At 59.1% G+C, this 20,250-nt stretch carries 14 protein-coding genes; 9 read left to right on the top strand and 5 right to left on the bottom strand.

Annotation, left to right across the window (positions count from 1 at the left end; all coding sequences use genetic code 11):
* Positions 1-28: 28 nt before the first annotated feature.
* Both MNODULE_RS21130 and MNODULE_RS21125 read right to left on the bottom strand, forming a co-directional pair.
* On the bottom strand, positions 29-478 hold the full coding sequence (locus MNODULE_RS21130; RefSeq protein WP_168063161.1) for a DoxX family protein: 450 nt from the start codon (positions 476-478) through the stop codon (positions 29-31).
* Positions 475-960 carry a MarR family winged helix-turn-helix transcriptional regulator gene (locus MNODULE_RS21125; protein ID WP_168063160.1) on the bottom strand — a complete coding sequence of 162 codons (486 nt, stop codon included), beginning with the start codon at positions 958-960 and terminating at the stop codon, positions 475-477. The genes MNODULE_RS21130 and MNODULE_RS21125 overlap by 4 nt, the downstream gene beginning before the upstream one ends.
* A 292-nt stretch (positions 961-1,252) precedes the next feature.
* On the opposite strand from MNODULE_RS21125, the gene MNODULE_RS21120 reads away from it, so the two are divergent.
* The 3 genes from MNODULE_RS21120 to MNODULE_RS21110 all read left to right on the top strand — a co-directional run bounded on the left by MNODULE_RS21120 (position 1,253) and on the right by MNODULE_RS21110 (position 7,838).
* On the top strand, positions 1,253-3,034 hold the full coding sequence (locus MNODULE_RS21120) for an autotransporter assembly complex protein TamA (protein ID WP_168063159.1): 1,782 nt from the start codon (positions 1,253-1,255) through the stop codon (positions 3,032-3,034).
* The gene (locus MNODULE_RS21115) at positions 3,031-6,501 is read left to right on the top strand and encodes a translocation/assembly module TamB domain-containing protein (RefSeq protein ID WP_168063158.1); all 3,471 of its coding nucleotides are present in this window, start codon (positions 3,031-3,033) and stop codon (positions 6,499-6,501) included. Before MNODULE_RS21120 ends, MNODULE_RS21115 begins: the two co-directional genes overlap by 4 nt.
* A 191-nt stretch (positions 6,502-6,692) precedes the next feature.
* Positions 6,693-7,838: a right-handed parallel beta-helix repeat-containing protein gene (locus tag MNODULE_RS21110; protein WP_168063157.1), complete on the top strand. Its 1,146-nt coding sequence runs from the start codon at positions 6,693-6,695 to the stop codon at positions 7,836-7,838.
* A 68-nt stretch (positions 7,839-7,906) separates the two neighbouring features.
* On the opposite strand, the gene MNODULE_RS21105 is transcribed toward MNODULE_RS21110, so the two are convergent.
* From MNODULE_RS21105 to MNODULE_RS21095, 3 genes are all read right to left on the bottom strand, one after another.
* Positions 7,907-10,897, bottom strand: coding sequence for a PAS domain S-box protein (locus MNODULE_RS21105; RefSeq protein ID WP_238339693.1), 2,991 nt, complete (start codon positions 10,895-10,897; stop codon positions 7,907-7,909).
* Between the two features lie 241 nt (positions 10,898-11,138).
* Positions 11,139-12,020, bottom strand: coding sequence for an ABC transporter permease (locus tag MNODULE_RS21100; protein WP_238339673.1), 882 nt, complete (start codon positions 12,018-12,020; stop codon positions 11,139-11,141).
* 8 nt (positions 12,021-12,028) lie between these two features.
* Positions 12,029-12,946: an ABC transporter permease gene (locus tag MNODULE_RS21095; RefSeq protein ID WP_168063245.1), complete on the bottom strand. Its 918-nt coding sequence runs from the start codon at positions 12,944-12,946 to the stop codon at positions 12,029-12,031.
* 325 nt (positions 12,947-13,271) lie between these two features.
* On the opposite strand from MNODULE_RS21095, the gene tkt reads away from it, so the two are divergent.
* The 6 genes from tkt to rpiB all read left to right on the top strand — a co-directional run bounded on the left by tkt (position 13,272) and on the right by rpiB (position 20,234).
* Positions 13,272-15,326 (top strand): transketolase, encoded by a 2,055-nt coding sequence (gene tkt, locus MNODULE_RS21090; protein WP_168063155.1) that lies wholly within the window; start codon positions 13,272-13,274, stop codon positions 15,324-15,326.
* On the top strand, positions 15,323-16,465 hold the full coding sequence (gene tal, locus MNODULE_RS21085) for a transaldolase (protein WP_168063154.1): 1,143 nt from the start codon (positions 15,323-15,325) through the stop codon (positions 16,463-16,465). Before tkt ends, tal begins: the two co-directional genes overlap by 4 nt.
* 102 nt (positions 16,466-16,567) lie before the next feature.
* The gene (gene gnd / locus MNODULE_RS21080) at positions 16,568-17,467 is read left to right on the top strand and encodes a phosphogluconate dehydrogenase (NAD(+)-dependent, decarboxylating) (RefSeq protein WP_168063153.1); all 900 of its coding nucleotides are present in this window, start codon (positions 16,568-16,570) and stop codon (positions 17,465-17,467) included.
* Positions 17,445-19,016, top strand: a complete 1,572-nt coding sequence (gene zwf / locus MNODULE_RS21075; RefSeq protein WP_168063152.1) for a glucose-6-phosphate dehydrogenase — start codon at positions 17,445-17,447, stop codon at positions 19,014-19,016. Before gnd ends, zwf begins: the two co-directional genes overlap by 23 nt.
* On the top strand, positions 18,973-19,761 hold the full coding sequence (gene pgl / locus MNODULE_RS21070) for a 6-phosphogluconolactonase (RefSeq protein ID WP_202882300.1): 789 nt from the start codon (positions 18,973-18,975) through the stop codon (positions 19,759-19,761). Before zwf ends, pgl begins: the two co-directional genes overlap by 44 nt.
* Positions 19,758-20,234, top strand: a complete 477-nt coding sequence (gene rpiB, locus MNODULE_RS21065) for a ribose 5-phosphate isomerase B (RefSeq protein ID WP_168063151.1) — start codon at positions 19,758-19,760, stop codon at positions 20,232-20,234. The genes pgl and rpiB overlap by 4 nt, the downstream gene beginning before the upstream one ends.
* The last annotated feature ends 16 nt before the right edge of the window (positions 20,235-20,250 follow it).

Here is a 20,250-nt window from a genome sequence, read left to right as displayed (position 1 = left end):
GACCCGGTGCGCTGCCGTCGGAGAGTCCTTATCTTGCCAGCTTCTTGGCGATCACTCTATCCGCCGACCACTTTCCCCCGCCGCAGAGGACCAACGCGGCGCAGATGGTAATGACGAGGAGATGGAATTCGTATCCTTCCCCCGATTGCTTCCCGAACCAATTCATGAAGAAGCCGGTCGGCAAATGAACCAACCAAATCGCCCCGACCATGATCACCGCGAGGCTCGCCGCCACAAAGCGGGTCAGGACGCCGCCGATCAACATCAGGGCGCCGATCGATTCTCCCATGATGACGAGAAAAGCGATGATCCACGGAAGCCCCATCTTCTCCGTAAAGAAACCCATCGTTCCGGAAAATCCGAATCCGCCGTACCATCCCAGCAGCTTCTGAGCCCCGTGCGGAAACATGATGAGGCCCATCATGACCCGCAGGATGAAGTTCGACCAAGAATCATCGGTTTGAAAGAGTCCTTTCATTTTTTTCCTCCTTTGATGGTATTTCCCTCATCCCGCTCGAAGCTATCTTTCAGACGGAGCAGAAGCCCCCGCAGCGTCTTCATTTCGGCGGGAGAGAGGGCCCGTTCGAAGAACGGTTTGATGTAATAAATATGGTTTGGAAAGACCTCTTTGAATTTCTTTTCCCCTTTTCGGGTCAGGCGGATTATCGTCACGCGGCGGTCTTCTTCGGAGAAAACCCGCTCGATCAGGCCTTTCTCTTCCAGCCGGTCCAAGACCCCGGTCAACGTCCCCTTGGTGACCAGCGTCTCCTCCGACAGCTGTTTGCAGGTCATGCCTCGGGTGTCCCCCAATGTGGCGATCACGTCGAACTGGGAAAGGGTGAGTCCCAGGGAGCGGATATGGCGATCATCCTTCGAGAGAAAGGCGTAAAACGCCTCGACCAACGGCCGCAGCACTTTCAGATAAGGCTCATCTCCGGGATCTTTCGGCGCAGGGCTCATGTTCGGCTCCGTCGATGAATAACTGTCCTAATCAGTATAGTTCTAATTAGAACTATGTCAATCATCAATTTTCCGTACTGATAAGAATCCGTTTTGACCGTTCCCGTGTTCCGTCCGGTTTAAAAGCGACCCCTTAAACATTCCCCCTTTGAACCGACCACCCGAACTATAGTACGATAAGAGTGTCCTCCAAAGAGGCGACCGAACTTTGGGAGACGAGACGATTGCAGCCTACCGGCTTCACCCATGATCGCCATTTTCCTTTAACCTTCTCTCTCGGACGGATCAGTCGTTGAACCCTATACTCCCCCGCCCGGCGCGGGTCGAGACCGAACGGCGCCTTCGCATCGCCGTCATTCTCCTCATTTCTTTCTTCTGGCTTCCCCCGGCTGCATGGGGTGAAGAGAAGATCACGGTCGAGATCGAAGGGGTTGAAGGGGCGCTACTTGAGAATGTCCAAGCCTATTTGAGCCTTGAAGAACCCCCTTCCCCCCTCACCGAATCGACCCTCCGCCGCTTCTACCGCCAGGCGCCGGAGGAGATCCATCAAGCGCTTCAGGCGCTCGGCTACTATCAACCCCGGATCGACTCCGAGCTGACCCGCGCCGAAGAGCGCTGGGTCGCCCGGTTCAAGATCGATCCCGGCCCGCCGGTCCGCGTCGCTCGAATCGATCTCACCGTCACCGGCGAAGGGAGGGGCGATTCCGCCTTCGACGAGCTTCTGGCGGAGATTCCGCTCCGGGAAGGAGAGACCTTTCACCACGGAGAATACGAACGGACCAAAGAGATGCTCCAAAATCTCGCGGCGGAGCGGGGCTACTTCGACGCGCGCTTCATGACCCACCGGGCGGCCGTCGATCTCGTGAAAAACGAGGCCGCCGTGGAGATCGGTTTCGACACCGGATCGCGCTACCGGCTCGGCGAGGTCCGTTTTAAACAAGAGGAGCCGGCATTCGATCCCCGCTTTCTCGCCCGTTTCGTCCCCTTCGAGCCGGGAGAGCCCTACCATGCCGATCAGATCCTCGCCCTCAACAGCCTTCTGGTCAACAGCGCCTATTTTGCCCGGGTCGATCTGCGGCCGCTTCGAGAAGAGGCGGCCGATCACACGGTGCCTATCGAAGTGACCGCGATCGCGCGGAAACAATATGCGCTCTCGATCGGGCTCGGCTACGGCACCGACACCGGTCCCCGCGCGATCCTGGGCTGGGATAACCACCGGGTCAACGAATGGGGCCACCGCTTCAGCTCGGAGTTGGAGCTCTCCGTTCTCCGACAAAGCCTGACCGCCGATTATCAAATTCCGCTCCGGCGGCCGGCGACCGACAAGGTCGATCTCCAGGCCGGCATCCAACGGGAGGAGACCGAGACAGCCGAGTCCCGCCTTGCGAAAATCGGGGTGAGCCGCAGCGTTCTGCGGGGAAGCCGTTGGATCGAGACCCTCTTCCTCAATTACCAGTCGGAAACATTCGAAGTCGGCGGGGAGGTGGGACACTCACGGCTCATTCTGCCGGGGGTCACCTGGACCCGCACCCTCGCCGACGGCAGCCTGAATCCCCGCCGCGGGAGCCGCGTCTCCTTCACCGTCCGGGGGACCGACGAGGTCCTCTTTTCCGACATCCGCCTGCTTCAATCGGAAGTGCGCGCGAAGATCATCCGTCCCGTCCGGTCGTCTGGCCGAATCCTCCTTCGGGGAGAGTTCGGATGGACTTCGGTTTCCAATTTCAACGATCTCCCCGTCTCCCTTCGCTTCTTCGCCGGAGGAGACCGGAGCGTCCGCGGCTACGGCTACAACACCTTGGGGCCCGAAAACGAATCGGGCGAGGTGATCGGAGGACGTTACCTCGCGACCGGAAGCGTGGAGTATGACTATCGAATCGCGGAGCAGTGGGGGGTCGCTCTTTTTTACGATATCGGCAACGCCGCGAACGATTGGGATCTCAATCCTCAAGACAGCGTCGGCGTCGGGGGCCGGTGGTATTCGCCGGTCGGACCGATCCGGGTCGATCTCGCCTATGCCCTCGATCGGCCGGGCTTCGCCTTGCGGGTCCACATCAACATGGGGCCCGATCTATGAGGTACCGATGGCTCTGGTTCATCCCGCTACTCCTGATTCTCTTTCTCGGACTCGGAGCCGTGCTCCTCGTCGCCACCGAGCTGGGCGCCCGATGGCTCCTTGCCCAGGCCGGCCGATTTGTTCCGGGAAAGCTTGAGATCGAGCAGGTCGATGGAACGCTTCTCGGCCCCCTTACTTTAAAAGGGGTCGCGTATGTAGACGAGACCCGCCGGCTCTCGATCGGAGCAGCCCGGCTCGCCTGGCGTCCAGCGCACCTGCTCGGCGGGGAACTTTCGATCGAACTCCTGTCGATCGAGGGGGTCGATTACGAACAGGACGCCGAGGAAACCCCTCCCCCTGAAACGGGCGGGAGCGCTCTCCCGTCGATCGACCTTCCGATCCGGGTCGTCGTCTCGAAGGCGACCCTGGACGACATCACCTTTACCTCGGGCGATCAGACCGTCACGGTCGACCATGTCGCGCTCGCCGGACGGATGGATGAACAGGGTCTTCGGATCGAATCGCTCCGAGTCGAAGCGCCCCAATTCGCCGTCTCGCTCTCCGGAAAGGTCGATCCGCGCGGAGCCTATCCATTTGACCTCTCGGCCGACTGGTCCGCCGATCTCCTTCCGGACGCTTCGCTTCGAGGAAAGGGCGAGGCGAAGGGGACATTGGGAAAATTTGCCCTTCGCCACCAACTGACCGCGCCTTTCTCTATCGACACACAAGGGACGGTCCGGCTGGAAGAGGGAACACCGGTGGTCGACCTAACCGGCTCCTGGAGCAAGGCGCAGTGGCCTCTTACGGAAGAGGCGATGATCGAAAGCCATCAGGGAACCTATCAGTTCAGCGGGCCGATTGACGATTATCGTTTCCGCCTTCAAGCCGACCTGCGCGGGCCGCAATTTCCCGAGACCCTATGGGAAATCGAAGGGACCGGATCTCAAAAAATGGCGACCGTCCGTGAAGTGGCGGTCCGGACGCTCGACGGAGAGATTACCGGCAAAGGAGAGATCGCGTGGGCGCCGGAGGTCCGTTGGGCGCTCGCCCTCGACGGGTCAACCCTCAATCCGGGAGCGCGCTGGCCCGAATGGAACGGACGGATCACCTTTCATCTCAACACCGAAGGAAAATTGACCGACGCCGGTCCGGTTGGAACGTTTCAACTCGACGCGCTTCAGGGAGAACTTCGCGGCTACCCGGTCCGCGCGCAGGCCGATCTAAAGGTCGATGGGGAAGCCTACGAAATTGAAGCGCTCGAACTTCACTCCGGATCGGCCCGTCTGACGGCCGCCGGGGAAGTGTCCGATCGCTGGGACCTTCGCTGGAAAATTCAGGCCCCCGATCTCGCCGCCCTTCTCCCCGACGCCGGCGGAAGACTCGCCGGCAGCGGACGGATTCGCGGAGCGCGATCCCTTCCGGCCATTTCGGCCGAGGTCCGCGGAGAAGGATTGCGATGGGCGGAGACGAAGATAAAGCAGCTGCGGTTGAAAGGATCGGTCGATCTTCAAGGTGAAATGCCCTCTTCTATCGACATCGACGTTGAAGGGGTCGAAGCGGCCGGGGAGACGATCACCCGGATCGAGGTGGAAGGAAAGGGCCTCCTTTCGAGCCATGCCCTCCAGGCCGATGCCCGCACACGCGATCAAAGGATCTTCCTTCGGATGGAGGGAGGCGTTGAGGGGAAACGGTGGAAAGGGGCGTTGAGACGATCGGCCTTGCAGGACAAAGCCCTCGGCAACTGGATTCTCGACACGCCGGTTCCGATGATCCTTTCGGCCGACGCGGCTGATGTCGATATGGGATGCTGGCATCAGGAGACGGCCCGATTCTGCATCGCCGGAGCGTGGCAACAGGAACAAGGTTGGCAAACCGAAGGACGCGCCGAGCAGATCCCGCTCGATCTTATCAAATCATGGCTTCCCTCCGAGACAACCCTCTCCGGCGCGCTCGATGGAGAATGGCGGGCGAGCCAACGGGACGGACGGCTTCAGTTCAAAACGAGATGGATTCCCCAACCGGGGACTTTGGTTTACAACGTGACCGAAGAGGAAATGCTCCGCTTCCCCTATGAAGATGCGCTCTTTCAAGCGGAGCTAGAGGATCAGACCCTACACGCCGAGGCCCGGCTGACCCTGACGGGACACGGCGGCCTTCAAGGCGTCGTCACCCTCTCCCCGTTCGATCTCGATGCCGATTGGCGGGAGGGCCGACTTGACGGAACCGTGAAGGCGAGCCTCGACCGTCTGGAGCCGATCACGGCGCTGATCCCGAACGTGACACAATCCGGAGGGGAACTTCGGATCAATTTCGCTCTGGGTGGGACCCCAACCGATCCCCAAGTCACCGGCGAAGCGACCCTGCAGGGAGGGACGGTTCGGATTGCGGCGCTCGGGATCACGCTCGATCCCCTCCGCCTGGCGATTCGAAGCCGGGACCCGGGAACGCTTCTCATCGATGCGGAAGCCGGATCGGGTCCCGGCCGGATCAACGTGAATGGAACAATCGCGATGGATGCCGACCGAGGCTGGCCGGCGCGTCTCTCGATCCGCGGCGAGCGGTTTGAGGCGGTCGATCTGCCGGAGGTGCATCTTCTCGCCTCCCCCGATCTCACCCTGGAGGTGCTGGGACGGCGGATCGAACTGACCGGCGAAGTTTTTATTCCGGAAGCCGAGATCACCCCGCGCGAGCTTCCCGAGGGGGCGGTCCAGGTCTCGGAGGATGTCGTCATCGTTCGCGCCCCCTCGGGAAAGGAAACCGTGGCCGATGCCGCGCAGGGATGGGAGATCCATACCCGCGTGAGGATTCGTCTGGGAGAAGAGATCTCTTTCAACGGGTTCGGTCTCACCGGGAAGATCACCGGTGAACTGCTGGCGACCGACGCTCCCGATCAGCCGACACTCGCGGAAGGAACGTTGCGAATCGAAGAAGGAAAATATCAGGCCTACGGCCAGAAATTAGAAATCACCGAGGGACGGCTCATCTTTGCCGGCCCCACCGACAACCCCGGGCTCGACATCCGGGCGGTCCGAAAAGTGGAAGAGATCACCGCCGGCATTCATGTCAGCGGGACGCTGAAGCGCCCTCAAAGCACCCTCTTCTCCGACCCTCCGATGGACGAGGCGAACACCCTCTCCTACCTCCTCCTAGGACGCCCCCTCAACCAAGCTTCCGGAGAGGAAGGGGATCTGATGACAAAGGCGATCGCGGCCCTCGGCGTGAGGGGGGGGAACCTCCTCGCCAAGCGGATCGGCCGGACCCTCGGACTCGACGATGTCCGTCTGGAGGGAGGCGAAACGATCGAGGAGACGACGCTGGTGATCGGGAGGTATCTGTCGCCCCGTTTTTATGTCAGTTACGGCATCGGTCTCTTTGAAGCGGCCAATACCCTCTCTCTCCGGTACACGATCAGCGAAAAGCTGACGCTGCGCGCCCAGAGCGGCGAAGAGAGCAGCCTCGATCTCCTGTATACACGCGAATACGAATGATCTCGCAAGAACCGTTCCATCCATTTACGTCTTGAAGGCCCTTCCGAGCGGCAATTCACGAAACCGTGATTCCGCTTACAGACTGGAAAAACAAAACCGATTATTCTCACCTTCAATACCGCTGAGGCGGGCCGCTCCTTTCCGGAACGGGACCGCCTCCCTCTTCTCCCCTTATAAAAAAGGAGAACACTATGCTGAACCGCACCCGCTCACTCTCGATATTGACGTTGATGATCACGCTCCTCTTTATGGGACACGCCGCCGCCGAGGCGAAGAAAATTCCAGGAGGCTTTCAAAAGGGAAAACCTGTCAAAGACAAAACCGCAACCGATCTCGACTGCAATGCCTGCGTCTCCGAAGACGAGCTTGATTTCGACCTGACGAAAAAACCGGCCCACGTCGTGATCGTGGCAAAAAAAGGGGGAGACTACACCAGCGTGAGCGAGGCGCTGGCCGACATCGATCCTTCTGCGGACTATCCCTACTTGATTAAGGTGATGCCGGGAATCTACATCGACAATATTGCGATGAAGAGCCACGTCCACCTGAAAGGGGCGGGCCGGGAGGTGACGACGATCCAATCGGCCGCTCCGGACCAGAGCGTGATCGTCCTGAATACCCTGACGAATGTGGCGATCTCCGGCCTGACGGTCACCGGCGGTTTTTTCGGAATCTCCATTGTCGCTTCCTCGCCGACGATCTTGCATAACGCCCTGACCGGAAATCAATTCGGCATGACCAGCCAGAACAACGCGTCGCCCATCATCGCCGGAAATATTATTGCGGACAATACGAACGAAGGAATCGACAATTTCAACAACGCCTCCCCGATGATTCAGGGAAACATCATCACCGGCAACGGCCGCGGGATTCTCAACTCCGTCGACACCACCCCGACGATCGTCGGCAACATCATCCGCAACAATAACGGCGCCGGCGTCCGGAACGTCTCTTCTTCCCCCAACTTGAACGGCAACCTGATCGCCGTGAATACCACCGACGGGATCTCCAGCCAGGGAGGGTCCCCCACGATCATCAGCAACACCGTCTCTGGAAACGGAGGAAAAGGGATTACCAACGAAATCGGCGCGTCGGTGAATATCATCGGGAACACCGTCACCGACAACGGGGAGGAGGGGGTTTTCAATCTCTCGTCTTCGCCGATCATGATCACGCACAATCGGATCACCGGAAACGGCGCGGCCGAAGCGGACATCTTCGTTCATCCGATCAGCACACCGAACATCAGCTTCAATATTTACGACGACATCGACGGGAACACCGGCGTCGGGTCGTTCAACGTCCAATCGGACGGGACGCCGGCGCCTGCGCCGTAGGAAGGATGATTGCAGGGGCGTATTGCAATACGCCCCTGCAAAGAACAACACGAATTTCCCGGACCTGTTCAACGGTCCCTCGGAATGACCCGCTTGAGGACCTTCCCCAGATTTTCAAGCTTGAACGGCTTGGCGATAAATTCGCTGAATCCGTATTCCATGAAAGCGGCCGCCATCGGATCATTCGAATAGCCGCTGGAAACGATCGCCTTGATCTCCGGATCGATCTCACGCAAGGCAAGGATCGCCTCTTTTCCGCCCATCCCCCCCGGCACCGTCAAATCCATGATGACGGCATCGATCGGCGTCTCCGATTCGATCGCTTGCCGATAAAGCGAAATCGCTTCCGCCCCATCCTCGGCAAGGAGCGCCTCGTAGCCGAGCCGGCGCAACAGCTTGTCGAGAACGTCGCGGATGCTCTCCTCATCATCCATCACCAAAATCCTTCCCCGGCCGGTCAGGGATTCGACTTCAGCCGTCTCTTTTCCCTTTGGAAGAGCGGCCTTCGGGAATGCGGGGAGGTAGAGGGAGAATGTGGCCCCTTTTCCCGGTTCGGAGTCAACGGTCATGTGGCCGTCATGTTTTTTGACAATCGAATAAGAGATCGACAATCCCAGGCCGCTTCCCTTCCGTTTGGTCGTAAAGTACGGATCGAAGATCTTCGCAAGGTGATCCTTGGGAATGCCGATTCCAAAATCCCGGACGGCGATATGAACGTAGTTTCCTTCGTGGAGGGGAAGCCCCTTCACCTCGCCGGCCGTCTTGTTTACGGCGCGGATTTCAATGGTGCCTCCCTCCGGCATCGCCTGTTGCGCATTCAGAACCAGATTGTGGATCACCTGGCCGATCTGCCCCTCGTCGATCTCGACCGGCCAAAGCCCCTCCTGAATTGAAAACGCACATCGAACGTTGGAGCCTCTCGTCACGAAATCGGATGCGTCCCGGAGAAGATCGACCAGAGACGCGGTCTTTTTGACCGGGACGCCCCCCTTTGCGAAGGTCAGTAACTGTTGGGCGAGATCTCTCGCCCGCATCGACGCTTTCTCCGCCTGCGCCAGCCGCTCGTAGGGCTCCGACCGTTCGTCGAGCGAGAGCATCGCGAGAGAAACATTCCCGAGGATGGCGGTCAAAATGTTGTTGAAATCATGCGCCACCCCCCCTGCAAGGAGGCCGACCGACTCCAGGGTGCTTGCCCGAAGGAGCTCTTCCTCCATCCTCTGTTTCTCCGTGACATCTCGAAAAACAAGGACCACTCCGATCACTTCCCCTTCCCGATTTCGGATCGGCGCCCCGCTGTCGGCGATGGCGTGCTCCTTCCCGTCTTTCGCGATCAAAACGGTATGATTTGCAAGGGCGACGACATTCCCCGTGGCGAGGACTTTTTCCACCGGGTTTTCGCAATGGGCCCGACTTTTTTCATGAACGATTCGAAAGACCTCCGGCAACGGCCGGCCGATCGCCTCCGCTCGAAACCAGCCGCTGAGCTCCTCCGCGGTCCGGTTGATGAAGATCACGCGGCCCGTCACATCTGTTGCAATAACCCCGTCTCCGATGGAGCCGAGGGTCACCGCAAGACGCTCTTTCTCCGCCGCAAGGGCCTCTTCCGCCTGTTTTCGCTCGGTGATATCGCGAAGAAACCCTTGAAACACGGCGGGACCTTCCAGCGGAATCCGCATGATCGTCAGCTCGACCGGAAACTCGCTTCCGTCGGCCCGCATCCCGGTCGTCTCGATCCGTTGATTTAAAACAGGCCCCGCTCCCGTCTCCAAATACTTCGCAAAAGCGTCCCGATGACGTTTTCTCAAATGCGGCGGGATGATCCGCTCGGCCAGGTTCTGCCCGAGAAGCTCCCCTCTTGAATAGCCGAACGTCCGCTCGGCGGCCGGATTGAATTCGATGATCCTTCCTTCGTGATCGACGGTGATCATGCAATCGAGCGCCGACTCCATGATCGCCCGTTTTCTCGTCTCGCTTTCCCGAAGGGCCTTTTCCGATTCTTTCCGATCGATGAATTGCCCGATCTGGCTCCCGATATTCGATAATATCTCCAAGAGCTCATGATCGGACCGTCTGACCTCCCGGCTGAAAAACTCCATGACACCCGCAACCCCTTCGCCGCTTCGAATGGGAAAGGCCAAGGCCGAGTAAAATCCTGCCTCCGCCGCCTGGACCATCCGGACGAAACCGGCCGCTTCGGTCACACCGGTCAACCAGATCGGCTCTCCCTCGGACCAAACGCGCCCCGGGAGCCCTTCATCGGGCCAAAAAATTTTTTCACGGCTGATCGCTTCGAATTTGGAAAGACCGGCGGCGGCGGGACGCCAGGTCTCAATGCAGGTCAAGACACAAACCTGATCATTCGTCTTCCAGAAAAGGCCAAGATCCCAAGCAAGGCTTTCGCAAAGGACCTGGAGAATTCTCGGAGCGGCCTCGACCAGCGTTCCGGATTCGGCCAGGATGCGGGTGATCGCATGTTCGGCGGCGAGATGGCTCTCGACCCGCTTTCGCTGGTTGATTTCGACCTGAAGATCGAGATTCATCGCATGCAACTGCGCCATGCGATCGATGACCCGCCGCTCCAAGGTTTTATTCAGTCGCCTGACATCGGACTCTGATTCTGGCCGAGGGGGATGGTTCCGAATCAATGCGACGATCCGGTTCAGGCGGCGATCGCTCTCCTGGATAAGGGAGAAACTCGTCTCTCCTGAAAAAGCCTCTCCGCTTTTCTTCCGGTAGCGGATCACTTCTAAAGTTCCACGCTTCGGAAAATCTGCTTCAGGGGCGCCTGCCTCCCCCTCCGCGTAAAGGAAACGGAAGTGCTTCCCATTTAACTCATCGGGGGTATAGCCGAGAAGGGAGGTAAAGGCGGGATTGCAATCGAGGATCACCCATTCTGAGTCGACGGCCACAACGGCATCATTGATTTGGTCTAGGAGAGTCTTGTCGCTCTGTTTTAACGGCTTGCCACCCGATCGCCACTGAGCGGCCTGATTCTTTCGATAGAGAAAGATTAAAAAAGGTGCAAATAAAAGAAGTATAACCCCTGACAAAAATATCATTGAGATCATCTCTGCTCTTATAAACCGCTAAACGGCTGGGATCGATCAAATCCCGTTGGAGCAAAATCTCTTTCAGGGCTCTGGTGCTCTGGTAATACCAGTTTGGAGGTGACGAATATGCGAATCCGCTTGAAAAATCGAGCGGTGACTCATTTTCTATGAAAACGGCAGGCAAATCAATCGGAAAATTTCTGTCGGATAAATTCCTACACGCATCGGCGCAACAACCTTCCTCCGAACATTAGGCCCCGACCCGTTTGACCTCCGTCCGCCGGATCGGCCCCGGCGCGTCGGAGTGACCCGGATCGAGCGCATCGCGCAACCCATCTCCTAAAAAATTAAATGCCAGCATCGTGATGAAAATCGCAAGACTCGGAAAGATGATCAGGTGGGGATAAAACTTGAGCGCCTTCCATCCCTCGTTCGCCAGCGTCCCCCAACTGGCCGCCGGCGGGGTCAGTCCCAGGCCGATGAAGCTGAGGGTCGATTCGGCCAGGATGGCCGAGGGAATCCGAAAGGTCAGCGTGACGATCAACACCCCGACCGTGTTTGGAAGAACGTGTCGGAGAAGAATCCGCGCATGGCTCGCTCCCATCGACCGCGCCGCCTCGATGTAGCTCAACTCCTTCAAGCGAAGAACCTCTCCGCGGATCAGCCGCGCCACGGTGATCCATCCGACCAAGCTCAGGGCCAAGAAGACGCCGACGATCCCCCGGCCGATCACCACCGTAATCAGGATGATCAGCAGCAGATCGGGAAGGGCATAAACGACATCGACCCCCCGCATCATCAAATTATCGATCTTCCCTCCGACATACCCGGAGATCGCGCCGTACAGCGTCCCGAGGACCAACGCCGAGAGGGCGGTGAGGAGGCTGACCGACATCGACACGCGGGTGCCGTAAATCAATCTTGAGAAAAGATCCCGTCCCAGCTCGTCGGTTCCCATCCAGTGGGCGCGGCTCGGGGGGGAGAGACTCTCCGCCGTGTTCTGTAAATCGAACGGATAAGGGGCCGCCGCATTTCCGAAGAGGGCGACGATAAAGAGCAAGGCGATCACCCCCAGGCTCGCCATCGCGAGCCGGTCGTGCTTGAACCGTTTCCAGAACGGATTCCCTTCCAAGTCAGGTCCTACGATAATTTCACGCGCGGGTCGATGAACGTATAAAAAATATCGACCAGAAGGTTCGCGACGACGATCAAGACGGCATAGATGAGGGTCACCCCCATGATCAGCGGGTAATCCCGATTGGTCACGGCGGTGATGAAAAATTTCCCCATCCCCGGAACGGAGAAGATGAACTCGACGACGAACGACCCGGTGACCAACGCCGCCGTCAGCGGGCCCAAGATCGTCACCACCGGGGAGAGGGCGTTTTTCAAAACATGCCGGAAGAGGATCGCCGCCTCGGAGAGCCCCTTCGACCGGGCGGTCCGGACGTAATCCTGCCGGTTCGTTTCGAGGATGCTCGACCGGCTCAGCCGCGCGATGTAGGCCGCCGGCGCGAGACCCAACGTGACCGCGGGAAGGATCGCATAGCGGAAGTCTTCCCAAAGGGCCGGCGGAAAAATTTGATACCGATGGGAGAAGAGATAAACCAGCAACGCGCCGAGGACGAAGTTCGGCGTCGAAATCCCCGCCGTGGCAAGAAACATGCTGAACCGATCCCAGAAGGAATGGGCGGTCATCGAGGAGATCATCCCGGCGATCAAGCCGAACAGAACGGCGATGCCGAGCGCCAGCAGGCCCAACTGGATCGAAACGGGAAGGGTGTCGCCGATGACGTCGTTGACCGTCCTTCCCAGATACTTATAAGACGGCCCCAGATCTCCCTGGACCAATCCCTTCATGTAGAGGAGATACTGCCTGTGGAGCGGCTGGTCGAGATGGTACTTCGCCTCGACGTTCGCCTTGATCTCCGGAGGAAGCTTCTTCTCCCGGTCAAACGGCCCTCCCGGCACGATATGCATGATGAAAAAGGTGAGGGTCGCGACCACCCAGAGAACCGGGATCGCCCAGAGGATGCGGCGAAGAATGAAGGTCAGGATCATTGGGTACCTTTGAAACGGATGATGCGTTGCATCTGAGTCCCAAGGCGACAGTGTATCCTTTCCGCCGACCGAAGTCTAGATTTGATGTAATCCGGAGATCGATCTCTCCCAAGAGCGGTCTCGTCCGATTGAATATTTTTATTCCACCCGCTATGATGGATCGGGTCTATTCTACGTTCTGCCCTCCCCATCTGGAATTCGGAGGATGGGGGTAGACGTTGTCGAGCCGAATGGTGCAGACTAAAAGAAGCGATCAAGCCCGGCTTATTCTGTTCTGAGGGGCGGCGAAGAGGACGAGAGAATCGACGTTGGAGGAGGGCGAATGGATCTGAAAGAGCACGATCTCGATCAACTCTGCATCAACACCATCCGGATGTTGTCCGCCGATGCGGTGCAAAAGGCCAACTCCGGCCATCCCGGCACCCCGATGGGGCTGGCCCCGTTGGGTTATCTTCTCTGGACGCAGTTTTTAAAACACAACCCGAACAATCCCCATTGGCCCGATCGGGATCGCTTTGTCCTCTCGGCGGGACATGCCTCGATGCTCCTCTACAGCTTGCTCTACTTGACCGGCTACGATCTGTCGCTGGAAGAGATCAAGCGGTTTCGGCAGTGGGAGAGCAAGACCCCCGGCCATCCGGAGCAGGGCCATGTCCCTTCCGGCGTCGAAACCACGACCGGCCCGCTGGGGCAGGGATTTGCCAACGGGGTCGGAATGGCGATCGCCGAGCGCTTTCTGGCGGCGCACTTTAACCGTCCCGGCCATTCCATCGTCGATCATCACACCTATGTCATCGCCAGCGACGGCGACATGATGGAAGGGATCGCTTCGGAGGCGGCCTCGCTTGCCGGACATCTTCAACTTGAAAAGTTGATCTGCTTCTACGACGCCAATCAAATCACGATCGAAGGGAGCACCGACCTCGCCTTCCGTGAAGATGTCAAAAAACGTTTTGAAGCGTACGGCTGGAACGTAATCGGCCCCCTGCCCGATGGGAATAATCTTGCGGCGATGTCGAAGGCGATTCAAGCGGCCCAGGCCGAGACCGAGCGCCCGTCTCTCATCATCGTCCGGACCCATATCGGCTACGGAAGTCCGAACAGACAAGACAGCGCCCAGGCGCACGGTGAGCCGCTGGGGGAAGAAGAGGTCCGGCTGACGAAAGAACATCTCGGTTGGCCGACGGAGCCCGACTTCTATGTTCCCGAGCCCGCGCTCGCACATTATCGAAAAACGGCCGGGAGAGGAGAGCGGCTGGAAGCGGAGTGGCAGCGCCGATTCGACGCCTACGCCGCCGCCGATCCCGATCTGGCAAAGGAGTGGCAGCGCATGGTGAAAGGCGAGCGACCGGAGGGGTGGGACTCCGAGATCAAAAAATACCAGCCGAAGGGGGCGACCGCAACCCGGCGCGCCTTCGGAGAAGTGCTCAACCTCACCGCCCCCCGGCTCTCAAACCTGATCGGCGGATCGGCCGACCTCGCCCCTTCGAATGATACCACCCAGAAAGGGCTCGGCGATTTTCTCGCGGGGCATTATGAGGGGCGCACCCTCCACTTCGGCGTCCGCGAGCATGCGATGGGAGGGGCCCTCAACGGAATGGCGCTCCATGGCGGCGTGATCCCGTATGGGGGAACCTTTCTGATCTTCTCCGATTACATGAAAGCCTCGATCCGTCTCGCGGCGCTGATGGAGCTGCCGGTAATCTATATCTTCACCCACGACAGCATCGGCCTGGGAGAAGACGGGCCGACCCATCAACCGATCGAGCAGTTGGCCGGCTTGAGGGCAATCCCGAATCTAACCGTGATCCGTCCGGCCGATGCGACGGAGACCGCCACGGCATGGCGCTTGGCCGTCGCGCGGCGCAAAGGACCGGTCGCGTTGATCCTCACACGGCAGAAAATTCCCCTCATCGATCGAAGCCGGTCCGCCCCGGCCGATCAATTGGAGAAGGGGGCGTATGTCCTGAGCGAGACGGAAGGGCGCGCGGCGGAGATGATTTTGATCGCGACCGGCTCGGAGGTCCATCTGGCGGTGGAAGCGGCGCAGGCATTGGAGAAAGAAGGGGCCGCCGTCCGGGTGGTCAGCATGCCGAGCTGGGAACTCTTCGAGCGGCAACCGGTCTCCTATCGCACGGCGGTCCTCCCCCCGGAGGTCACGGCGCGGATCTCGATCGAGGCCGCTTCGACCTTCGGCTGGGAGCGTTACGTCGGAGGGAGCGGGGCCATGATTGGCTTGAACCGATTTGGCGCATCGGCTCCCGGCGAGGTGGTGATGCGGGAGCTGGGGTTTACCGTGGAAAATGTGCTGGCCCACGCCCGGCCTCTTCTCAACGCCCCTTCCGGGGCCGGCGCGGGAAGGAGGAAAGGGTCATGAAGAAAAATCCGATTAAGGAACTACAGAAGCAGGGCCAGAGCCTCTGGCTCGACAATGTAAATCGCGCCTTGATCACCTCCGGAGCGCTGCAACGGCTGATCGATGAGGGGTTGACCGGACTGACCTCCAACCCGACGATCTTCGAGAAGGCGATCGGAGAGAGCGCCGACTATGACGGGGACATCCGGCGGCTCGTCTCGGAAAGGAAGGAGGTCTCGGAAATCATCGATGCGCTGACGATCAAAGATATCCAGATGGCGGCCGATCTCTTTCGTCCGATTTATGAGAGGACGAACGGCGCGGACGGATTTGTTTCGATCGAGCTGAACCCGGCGCTCGCCCATCAGACCGTAGCAACGATCGCAGCGGCCAAAGCGCTCCACCCCCGGCTGGACCGGCCGAATGTGATGATCAAAGTCCCGGCCACCGAGGCTGGAATTCCGGCGATTGAAGCCCTGACGGCGGAGGGGATCTCGATCAACATCACCCTTCTTTTTTCGCTGGAGCGATACGAGCAGGTGGCGAGCGCCTACATCGCGGGGATCAAAAGCCGGCTCCAACAAGGCCGGCCGGTGGCGTCGATCCGGTCGGTCGCCTCTGTTTTCGTCAGCCGGATCGATACCGCTGTCGATCGGCTGTTGGAAGCGCACATTCAGGAGGCCGGGATCGAGGCGGAGCGGGCGGCGTTCAAGGCCCTCCTCGGCAAAGCCGGCATTGCCAACTCCAAGATGATCTATCAAAAATTCAAAGAGATCTTTCAAGGTCCAGACTTTCTCGAACTCCAAAAGCAGGGGGTCTCTCTCCAACGCGTTTTGTGGGGCAGCACCGGAACCAAAAACCCAAATTACCCGGATCTGCTCTATGTAGAAGCGTTGATCGGACAGGAAACGATCAATACCGTTCCGCCCGCCACCCTCGCCGCTTTTAAAGACCATGGAAAGGTTCGGCCGAGTTTGGAAGAAAACCTCGGCGAAGCGCGCGAGACGCTCCAGAAACTATCCGCAATCGGGATTCATCTCCGACGAATGACCCATGACATTCAGGAAGAAGGGGTGAAGTCGTTCTCGGAGTCATTTGAGAAATTGTTTGCCCGCCTTGCGGAGAAGCGGCGGAACATGCTCGCCAAAAAGATCGCCTGAAGGGTGTGGGGCATGGCGCACCTGGTGTGAGGATCTGAAATCAAAGACTGCCTCCAGCGCCGGCCCCACATACAACCCGCATACAAATAGAAGGAGCAACCGATGCAAATCGGATTTATCGGACTGGGACGAATGGGGGCCAACATGGTGCAACGACTCGCGGAGGGGGGACACGCCGTCGTCGGTTATGATCGAACCCCGGACGCCGTGCAGCAGATCACCCGCCACGGCGCGGTCGGGGCGACCTCCCTCGCCGATCTGATCGGAAAGCTGGAGCGGCCCCGCGCCGTTTGGATCATGGTGCCGGCAGGAGAGCCGGTGGCGGAGACGATCAGCACCCTCCTTCCCCACCTCTCTTCGGGGGATATTCTCATCGACGGCGGAAACTCTTATTATAAGGATGCGATTCAACGGGCGGAGGCCCTACAGAAAAAAGAAATTTCTTTTCTTGATGTCGGAACCAGCGGAGGAATCTGGGGACTTTCAGTTGGTTATTGCTTGATGATCGGCGGGGAAGAAGAGCGCTTCAAGAAACTTGAACCGATTTTCAAGACGCTCGCCCCACCCGACGGTTATCTCTACTGCGGCAAAAACGGGGCGGGACATTTTGCGAAGATGGTCCACAACGGAATCGAATATGCGATGTTGGAAGCCTACGGGGAAGGGTTTGAGCTTTTGAAGGCCTCCCCTTTCGGATTCGACTTCAAAAGGGTGGCGCACCTTTGGAACCAGGGAAGCGTCGTCCGCTCCTGGCTTCTGGAGCTGGCGGAGGAGGCCTTTGAAAAAGATCCCACCCTCTCCAGCGTCAAAGGTTACGTAGACGATTCCGGCGAGGGACGCTGGACGATTTTGGAGGCGGTCGAGCGAGGAGTCCCCGTCCCGGCGATTGCAACCTCCCTCTTCCGCCGTTTTCAGTCGCGCCAAGAAGACCGATTCTCCGACCAGTTTATCGCCGCGCTTCGAAAGGAGTTTGGAGGCCATGGAACAAAATCAAAAAAATGAAGCGCCGCCGCCGGCCGTGGTCTCCGGGGGGATCACCCGGCAGAGCGACTGCGCGGAATCGGTTCCGGAACCGTGCGGCATCATCATCTTCGGCGCTTCCGGCGATTTGACCCACCGTAAGCTGATCCCCGCCCTCTTCCACTTGGACCAAGGGAACCTTCTTCCCGATCAATGGTACGTGGTCGGCATTGGAAGGACCGCGATGGACGACGAAGGCTTTCGTAAAACCGTCGCCCAATCCCTTGAGGCCCTTCCAGCCGCCCGGTCTGCAAGCCCTTCTCCCCGAAACGCCTTCATGAGCCGGTTTTATTATTTGGCCGGCGACTCACATGACCCGGAGTATTATCCCTTTCTGAAAGAACGGCTGATCCAACTCGATCAGAACAACCGAACCGGCGGAAACCGGCTGATCTACCTCGCCACCCCCCCTTCTCTTTATTCTGAAATTATCGGTCAGCTTGGGACGGCGGGGCTCAACCGATCCTCCGGGAAGGGATGGACTCGGATCATCATCGAAAAGCCGTTCGGCGCGGACCTCGAATCGGCCCGGGCGCTGAACCGCCAGGTCCGTGCGGCTTTTCGGGAGGAGCAGGTTTACCGGATCGATCACTTCCTGGGGAAAGAAGCGGTCCAAAACATTCTTTTCTTTCGCTTCGCCAATACGATCTTCGAGCCGATCTGGAATCGGCGCTACATCGACCATGTGCAAGTGACCGCCGCGGAGCGTCTCGGTGTCGAGCGCCGCGCCGGCTATTACGAGAGCGCGGGCGCACTCCGCGATATGTTTCAGAACCACCTGCTTCAACTTCTTTGCGTGGTCGGCATGGAGCCGCCGGCGAGCTTCGAGGCGGAAGCGATCCGGGATGAGAAGACCAAGGTCTTACGATCGGTCCGGCCCATCTCTGCCGAGGAGGTCGATCGGTTTGCTGTTCGAGGACAATACCAAGCCGGCCTGATCGAAGATCGTCCGGTTGTCGGATATCAAAGCGAGCCGGGGGTCGCCCCTCAATCCCATACCGAGACCTTCGCCGCGCTGAAGCTCTATGTCGACAATTGGCGGTGGCAGGGGGTTCCCTTCTATCTGCGATCCGGGAAGCGGCTCGCCAAAAAGGCGACCGAGATCGCCATCGAATTCAAGCAGGTCCCGCATCTTCTCTTCAAGCCGCTCTTCTCGGAGAAGATCGAGCCGAACACGCTGGTGCTGAGCGTCCAACCAAGCGAGGGAATCTCCCTCACCTTCCAGGCGAAACGCCCGGGGGCGAAACTCTGCATGGGGTCGGTGACGATGGACTTTAATTACCACGGCGCCTTTCAGGTCCCCTCCCCCGATGCCTATGAGCGGCTGTTGTTGGATTGTCTGGCGGGAGATCCGATGCTCTTCTCGCGGGAGGAGTGGATCGATTGGTCCTGGTCGATTCTCGCTCCGGTTCTGAACCGATGGAAGGAAAGCGCTGCCTCTTCTCTTCCGAGTTATGAAGCCGGAAGCTGGGGGCCGAAGGAGGCGGATGAGCTTATCGAACGCGATGGGCGCCACTGGCGGTCCCCCTGAAGAGATCGTGATCTGCCGCGACCGGGAGGACCTTGGAGATCAGGCCGCCCGATCCTTCGTCCGACTTGCCCAAGAGGCGGTCTCGCTTCGCGGCCGCTTTTCGGCGGCGCTGGCCGGCGGCGCGACTCCCCGGGCGCTTTACCGGTCGTTGGTGAGCGCCGCGTTTGCAGAGAAGATTTCCTGGAAGTCGGTCCACCTTTTTTGGGGAGACGAACGCGCCGTCCCCCCCGGTCATCCCGATTCAAACTATCATCTGGCGAATGAGACGTTGATTTCTCACGTCCCGATCCCGCCTCAAAATGTCCATCGGATGCGGGGCGAGAGGAGCGATCTTCAAGCGGCGGCCGATGAGTATGAAAAAACCCTCCACGATTTCTTCGGTCCGTCGGATCCGGGATGGCCTTCGTTCGACCTCGTCTTGCTTGGCATCGGATCGGACGGGCATACGGCGTCATTGTTCCCCGGATCGCCGGTTTTGAAGGAGACGGTTCGGTGGGTCGCCGCACCTTACGTCGAGAAACTCAACGCCGTGCGTTTGACCCTCACCCTGCCGGCGCTCAATCATGCGCGGCGGGTGATCTTCCTCGCGGCAGGGAAAGAGAAGAGGTCGATTATCAGAGATGTTCTTTCGGACGATTCTCCATCAACCGACCTCCCCGCCCGCATGGTTCAACCCCGGAAGGGGGCGCGTCTCTTTTTTTTAGATCAGGACGCCGCCGCGCTCCTCGGGAAGGATCTCCGATGAAGACGATTGTGGTCGGAAGCGATCATGCGGGATTCGAGATAAAAGAACGGATTAAAAATCTCCTGGAGAGGTGGGGCTATCGGATCGAAGATGTCGGCGCGTATGAGATGATCCCGTCGGATGATTATCCGGAGTATGCGGAGAAGGTTGCCTTGAAGGTCGTTGCGAAGCGGGGCGGCAGAGGCATTCTGGCCTGCGGGACCGGAATCGGCGCTTCCATCGCAGCCAATAAAATTCCGGGCATCCGGGCCGCGCTGGTCGGAAGCGTGAAAGATGCGCGGCTGAGCCGCGAACACAACGATGCAAATCTCCTGGTGTTGGGCGGTTGGGAAAACAACAAGGAAGAGATTTCAAAAATCGTTCAGGCCTGGCTGGATGGAAAATTCCAAGGAGGCCGGCACCGGCGCCGGGTCAATCAGATCATCCGGATCGAAAAGAAATATCAAACACAACACCCCAGGAGGAAAAGATGACGGCTTTGGCCGGAGA

It is taken from the genome of Candidatus Manganitrophus noduliformans (genome assembly GCF_012184425.1).
Lineage (GTDB): Bacteria > Nitrospirota > Nitrospiria > SBBL01 > Manganitrophaceae > Manganitrophus > Manganitrophus noduliformans.
The sequence above is the reverse complement of the archived record's forward strand: the minus strand, read 5'-3'. Positions and strand labels throughout refer to the sequence as shown.

What these genes read in the sequence shown, in the direction of transcription:
- pgl (WP_202882300.1), top strand. Translation starts at nt 18,973, where the DNA reads ATGAGCTTATCGAACGCGATGGGCGCCACTGGCGGTCCCCCTGAAGAG.
- rpiB (WP_168063151.1), top strand. Translation starts at nt 19,758, where the DNA reads ATGAAGACGATTGTGGTCGGAAGCGATCATGCGGGATTCGAGATAAAA.
- MNODULE_RS21105 (WP_238339693.1), bottom strand. Translation starts at nt 10,897, where the DNA reads ATGATATTTTTGTCAGGGGTTATACTTCTTTTATTTGCACCTTTTTTA.
- MNODULE_RS21125 (WP_168063160.1), bottom strand. Translation starts at nt 960, where the DNA reads ATGAGCCCTGCGCCGAAAGATCCCGGAGATGAGCCTTATCTGAAAGTG.
- tkt (WP_168063155.1), top strand. Translation starts at nt 13,272, where the DNA reads ATGGATCTGAAAGAGCACGATCTCGATCAACTCTGCATCAACACCATC.
- MNODULE_RS21110 (WP_168063157.1), top strand. Translation starts at nt 6,693, where the DNA reads ATGCTGAACCGCACCCGCTCACTCTCGATATTGACGTTGATGATCACG.
- tal (WP_168063154.1), top strand. Translation starts at nt 15,323, where the DNA reads ATGAAGAAAAATCCGATTAAGGAACTACAGAAGCAGGGCCAGAGCCTC.
- MNODULE_RS21115 (WP_168063158.1), top strand. Translation starts at nt 3,031, where the DNA reads ATGAGGTACCGATGGCTCTGGTTCATCCCGCTACTCCTGATTCTCTTT.
- zwf (WP_168063152.1), top strand. Translation starts at nt 17,445, where the DNA reads ATGGAACAAAATCAAAAAAATGAAGCGCCGCCGCCGGCCGTGGTCTCC.
- MNODULE_RS21130 (WP_168063161.1), bottom strand. Translation starts at nt 478, where the DNA reads ATGAAAGGACTCTTTCAAACCGATGATTCTTGGTCGAACTTCATCCTG.
- gnd (WP_168063153.1), top strand. Translation starts at nt 16,568, where the DNA reads ATGCAAATCGGATTTATCGGACTGGGACGAATGGGGGCCAACATGGTG.